This window comes from Pseudomonas protegens, assembly GCF_003732485.1.
Taxonomy (GTDB): domain Bacteria; phylum Pseudomonadota; class Gammaproteobacteria; order Pseudomonadales; family Pseudomonadaceae; genus Aquipseudomonas; species Aquipseudomonas protegens_B.
Map to the genome: position 1 here is coordinate 500,449 of NZ_MOAK01000086.1, position 1,028 is coordinate 501,476.

The 1,028-nt window shown below is 62.8% G+C and carries 1 protein-coding gene; it reads right to left on the reverse strand.

Annotation, left to right across the window (positions count from 1 at the left end; all coding sequences use genetic code 11):
• On the reverse strand, window positions 1-1,028 hold a 1,028-nt coding region (locus BLX41_RS36615; protein ID WP_473241692.1), incomplete at both ends, for a MutS N-terminal domain-containing protein.

The window sequence follows — 1,028 nt, forward strand, 5'->3', positions numbered from 1 at the left end:
CGATTTCTTTTAACTGCGGCTGCAGCCGTTCGAAACGGTAGCCGTCCAGCAGGCAGGTGATCGAGGACTGACGCGCCTGCAAGACCTTGAGATCCCGTAGCGGGCGGTTCAGCCAGCGAGTCAGCAGGCGGCTGCCCATGGCGGTCTGGCAACGATCGACTACCGATTGCAGGGTGTTGTCGCGCCCGCCGGCCAGGTTGGTGTCCAGCTCCAGGTTACGGCGACTGGCGCCGTCCAGTACCACCGTATCGTCCAGGCGTTCGTGCCGCAGGCTGCGCAGATGGGGCAGGGCGGTACGTTGGGTTTCCTTGGCGTAGCTCAACAGGCACCCGGCGGCGCCGATGGCCAGGGTCAGGGTCTCGCAACCAAAACCCTTGAGGTCCTGGGTGGAGAATTGCTGGCAAAGGCTCTTGTGGGCCGAGTCGCGCTCAAAGTCCCAGGGCGCGCGACGTCGGACACCCCGACGTTTTTCCGCCGGCAGGCCTTGTGGCCAGTCATCGGGGATCAGCAGTTCCACTGGATTGATGCGTTCCAGCTCCGCCAGCAAGTTCTCCCAGCCCTTGATTTCCAGGACGCTGAAATTGCCGCTGGTGATATCCAGCACCGCCAAGCCGAACAGGCGCTCATCGCCCAGTACAGCGGCGATCAGGTTGTCGCGGCGCTCGTCCAGCAGGGCTTCGTCACTGACGGTGCCCGGGGTGATGATACGCACCACCTGACGTTCCACGGGGCCTTTGCTGGTGGCCGGATCACCCACTTGCTCGCAGATGACCACCGACTCGCCGAGCTTGACCAGCTTGGCCAGGTAACCTTCGGCGGCGTGGTAGGGAATGCCGCACATGGGAATCGCCTGACCCGCCGACTGTCCGCGCGCCGTCAGGGTGATATCCAGCAACTTGGCGGCCTTCTTCGCGTCTTCATAGAAGATCTCGTAGAAGTCGCCCATGCGGTAGAACATCAACTGATCAGGGTGCTGGTTCTTGAGGCGCCAGTACTGCTGCATCATCGGCGTGTGGGAGGACAGATCG